4 protein-coding genes are annotated in these 4923 nt (G+C 38.5%); 3 read left to right on the top strand and 1 reads right to left on the bottom strand.

Annotated elements, in window-relative coordinates; translation table 11 throughout:
• Positions 1-340 precede the first annotated feature (340 nt).
• Positions 341-1240, top strand: a complete 900-nt coding sequence (locus tag F6K57_RS36700; protein WP_293073163.1) for a hypothetical protein — start codon at positions 341-343, stop codon at positions 1238-1240.
• 99 nt (positions 1241-1339) lie between these two features.
• A complete protein-coding gene (locus tag F6K57_RS36695) occupies positions 1340-2218 on the top strand; it encodes an O-antigen polymerase (protein WP_293073160.1) in 879 nt (292 codons plus the stop codon).
• 461 nt (positions 2219-2679) lie between these two features.
• Here F6K57_RS36695 and F6K57_RS36690 read toward each other — a convergent pair whose 3' ends face one another.
• Positions 2680-2940, bottom strand: coding sequence for a hypothetical protein (locus F6K57_RS36690; protein WP_293073157.1), 261 nt, complete (start codon positions 2938-2940; stop codon positions 2680-2682).
• 922 nt (positions 2941-3862) lie between these two features.
• Between F6K57_RS36690 and F6K57_RS36685 the strand changes: the two genes are divergently transcribed.
• Positions 3863-4741, top strand: coding sequence for a hypothetical protein (locus tag F6K57_RS36685; protein WP_293073154.1), 879 nt, complete (start codon positions 3863-3865; stop codon positions 4739-4741).
• The last annotated feature ends 182 nt before the right edge of the window (positions 4742-4923 follow it).

The following is a 4923-nucleotide window of genomic DNA, read 5'->3' as shown; positions in this document are numbered from 1 at the left end:
AGAAGTCAAGACGACTCTCATCTAGTTGCCCAGACCAAATGCTCGGGGAATTATTGACCGACTGATTTAATCAGCCCGGAATCGGAAGGCAGAAGCGCAAGTAGAAATTAAGGAGCTTTAAGGGCTAGTAGAGGAGTTGGAAAAACGACAAACATGCTAATTTTGCCAACAATCCGGAAGTCTGCGGTGACCTTAGAAGATCATTAGTGAGATGTATCTAACGCGATCGCATACCCTTTCCATCCTAGATCGTCCCAGGTTGGCAAAAGATGCCTTAAGTAATCCTGTAGGCATGAACGCTTAACTGGATGCTAGCGTAAAGCATCTTTCAAGTCATTTCATGGTACAGTTTCGCATGAATAAACTCTTCCGATGTCTTGGTGCGCGTTCCCATGGCGAGGGCACCTCGCTGGGGTTGCACCGCTACCTAGGAATTATTGTCACTCTTATCTTGAATAGTATCGGGCTACAATCCTGTAGCCCTAAAATTACTCCCTGTCTCATTCAAACTGAAGAAGCTCGAAGTATAAGTGTGCAGTCTAATGAGCCTATCTATAGCGAGATTTTTGGCAATCAAGAATGCTCACCTCAAAAGCTGGTTTTGAGAGTTCCTGTCAACTCAAGACCAGAAATTAAAGATAGCAATAGTTTACTAGATCAGAGATATACTCCCAATATTATAACATTATTGACATTTTCTCATCAAGCTAAAAGTTTTTATATCAGACGTATTGATAACCATAACGACAGATGGATTTATAAAAAAGCTAGTTGCTTAGCTTGGAAATGGTCTAGAGAAGATGATCAACAAGTTCTAAATTTAAGTCTAGAGAGAAATCTCCAAATTCGTGACCCTAAAATTAAAAGTGTTATTTTAATAATTTCGTTGCCCTTTGAAATCAAAGATGCTCAACCAAATGTTAACCTTCAAGTTTACACCTGGGACTTATTTGAAGGGATTTATTATTTTAAGCCCAAAAACTATCCAAATTTAAAAGAAATTTTAAGACAAAAAGATAGAAAAAGTATTCAATCAAGTAATGCATTTCGTGATGGTAAAACTGTTAAAAATGAAATTCAACAAGAATTAAACCAGATAGATGATATAGGGGGAATCCATCTTGATAAGTATTTTGAGTCAATACTGGATGGAGAATACCTCGAAAAATATACTCCTAGTTCAGAAGATACCTATTGCGAAATACCGGATGATTTAAAAAAAAATAACATTTTACACTAGTATGGTTTTGCGGATTTGGACGATAAATTAGAGGTTAAACCAAAAGTATAGGCTTCCAATGCTTCACCGGAATAGATTCAACTAATGATGTGATCAGATATGACGGAATTTGAACCAGCAGCTACCAAGTCTGACAACTATATTGAAAAGCCGAAAGAGCGTGAAAAGCTTGAAGATTGGTATCGCCGAGAAAAAAGACTTCAAATCATAATAATTTTGATATTTTCAGCACTGTTAATCATTTCTAGTTTTGGACAGTTTGCTCTATTAGATTATTCGTTTGGGGAAAGACTTGCTCTGTCCAAGGGTGATAAAATATTTGGGATTGAGACTAAGAATTTAATCAGTTTATTGGTAACAGGTGCTTTACCCATAACCTCTATAGTAGATGGCTCTGGAATTCTGACAAAAAAAATTAAGATACCTTTACCATTAACTAATGGATTATCTATAATTTGGCTGGTGCTATTAGGAGATATATTTTTGAATTTCCAAGCCGTATTAGTCAGCAACGAATCCGGATCAGCAGATCAGTTAATACCCGTTATTGCTTTTGTTGTAGCCATAATTTTTTCCATAGCTTCCCTTTGTCTAAGTAGAGGCATAGTAGCCGCTAGCAAAAAATTCATGGCCGCCAGAAAAAATCTTCAAATCCTAATGGTATATGGGATTAACCCTATCCCCTTGTATAACAATACTAAACAACTTACGTTAAGAAAAGAGGATCCAGCAACAATAACAGATCCTGAACAGGAACGAAAAATAGTTGTAGAAGAAATTAACCAACACAAAGAAGCTTTAGAGTTGGTAATAAAACTCGACAAAAATAAACTTCGGCAGCCAAAAATAGACGCCAATCAAAAATCAAAAACTATCGATTCAATTAAGCAATTATTTACCCCAATATTAGAGCGTTTATATGAAACTAGATGTCGTCAAAAAAACAATGTTAATGACGTTGATAAAACTGCTCAATAAAACTATATATAAAACAAAAATAAAAAAATTATTCATGTATTAATTTATAGCGTTGATATAAATATAAAACTAGGATTTATTAACTATAATATAAATAATTATAATATAAAAATTATTGAAATTGCCACATTTTATCGGTATTTTTTTATATGGTTATACCGAAATTGCTATTTAATTGTTTTATAAAATACTTAGTGGTAATTTCAGATTTTTTTTATATACTAGGTTCATGAAAACCTTTTATATTTAAAATTATAGCTTTTTTTGCACAAGGTTTTATTGAAAATAATATCGTCGCTCGGATTTATCGATCTAATTGAAATGATCAATCAATTTTAAACATTTTATATGTCTGGATAAACTCTTATATTTATTACCTCTTACATTCGGATACTGACAGAAGAGGGATAAGTTAGTGGTTTACAATCTAATCAATTCTGGGGATTGGTCAATAGTAATTGTTAGTTGCTAATCTGGTTGTAATTGTTAGGGATGAGCAATAGCAGTTTTTTGATAAACCGCTTGGGACCCATAGACGTGAAGCGTGGCTCCGGTGCGCAGTAGGATGCGAAAGCGAAGGGGGTTATATGCTCTGTTAGGAAGTTCGGATGGGGGAGCGAGAGGAAGAGCCGATTCTGATACCCTTTCTTGAAAAGGGATGCCACATCGGATTGTTGGGTGATTGGCTCAGGGTAATCGGTAATCCTAGGACGATTACTCATTACCCATTACCAAAAGGGAGGGAAAAAAAGTCTATACTCTGGGATTTGAGCAACCAGACATTATATATTTAGAGAATTTAGGGAATAATCTCGGTAAATTTGGGGAGAAAGTGCCGGAGGAGGTGAAACAAAAGGCGATGGAGACTAAACAGGTAATTGTTGATCACACAATTCAATTAATAAGCGGGAGAATGGCACACTGCTTAAGGTCAAACCTAGACTAGATATGGAATAGTCTCTCACTAGACACCGAGCGCGCATTTAGCTTATCGACCATGACCTTCTACTTAGGGGAAATGACTTGGTATGGACAGATGTGAGTGCTCCCAATCGAAGTGTTGTGAGCATTGGGTCACATAGCCAATAAGAATCGATGCCATCAGCTGCCGTTTTTCTAGAGGAATCTGGCGGCAGTTCCCTATTGTACAGCTTGCAGTTATTGTGTGAGGATGTTAGATCAAATTGGAGTCAAAGGTATTACTCCTACTGCCCTTGCTATGGGAGTTATGTGAAGTACCGACAACTAAATCGAAGATTATGGTTGAGGCTTCCAGTTTCATCCGCTATCCCCTTCTGCGTAGAATCCCCCGTGCTTGACGCTGCCCGAGAGTTCAAAAAGAACACACAAGCAGTGTTAATTCGCTTCCTTTCACTTATTAGTAACCCATTGTTACTCTTTAAGGAGTAAATTATCTAAACAATCATGCCCAGTAAACAAGTTTTTGTTCGAGAATACAAAGTAAGAGCCCACAGGCGTACTATCCATACACGGGTTTACAAGTTCATTTGCCACTACTGCAATTCGCCTGCAGAGAGGGAGACTTATGCTACCTGTTGTCCCAAGTATGGAAATCGCTGCAAAGGAGTAGCCAGAAAGTGTCTTCGCTATCAACACGCTAACGAATCTGGGGGAAAAAAGTAGATGTCTTATGTTCCATCACAGCCATCGCTACCATCGCAAAGTCAAAACATGTTAGCAGATTTGGTTGATTACTACCGACAAATGGTGGAGTATCATGAACAAGCTGCCACAGTTGCAAGAGAACAGCTTAGCCATGCTAAAGCTTTGCTAAATACCAATGCATTAGCTCTACCAGAAAACAATTCCAACAAGTTCCTGCCTCCTGGAAATCGCAACCACAACCAGCAGGAAAAATACTACCTCACCACGCCAGTAGCTGAATTGCCTGCAGACTTCTCCACTGAAACTGAATTAGATGAGTCACCATTAGCACTCAAACAACAACTCGATTACCAGGAGCAGAGGATTACAGAAGCCATTGAGCGACTCCTAGAAACTCATAGGGGTACGATCTTCCACGTTGATTACCTGATCAGGGAGCTGTTTGGAGAGTTGGGCAAAGACGATATTGCCTCGAAAACTTCTCTGGTCAAATCTATCTTGCTGAAAGGGGAGAGCCAGGGGTTATGGCACTCTGACCCTGACTCTCCAGATTGCTACACCTTTTCTGCTGAAGATTTGCCCGATTTAGTTTCTACCAATAAACCTCAGAGAAAGCCTGCTAAGAGCAAAGCTCGTCGGCCTTCTCCGCTACCTAAGTTAGAGCAATTAAAGTATATGACGTTATATGAGCTAGTGGCTTCTGTGTTAAGAGAACACTATCCACAGATCATGAGTGCCGCAGATGTTTTGGACGTGCTTTATCCTAATGGTTTGGATCCTAAGAAGAAAAATGTAGCCCGTAAATCCATTAGTAACACTTTAACTAAAGGATGTGAATCTAAAGGCTGGAAACGAGTCCAGCCGGGGCGATATATCTGGGCTGGCGGTTTCACCTAAAGCTGAGTTACGACACAAACGTTATTGATTATTGAGAAACTATAACAGGACTTAGGGAGTGACTCAACCTGTAGGGGCGCACGCCATACGTCCCTACTTGATATGTATTTATAGTTCTGTTCCGATATCCGAAGTTCCCTATTCCCAACCACTACGGCGAAGTCTAATCAAGTATATACAGA

Origin of the sequence: Moorena sp. SIO4A5, assembly GCF_010672005.1 — a bacterium.
In the GTDB taxonomy this organism is placed as follows: domain Bacteria; phylum Cyanobacteriota; class Cyanobacteriia; order Cyanobacteriales; family Coleofasciculaceae; genus Moorena.
Note: the sequence above shows the minus strand (reverse complement) of the source record. Positions and strands in the feature narration are given on the sequence as shown.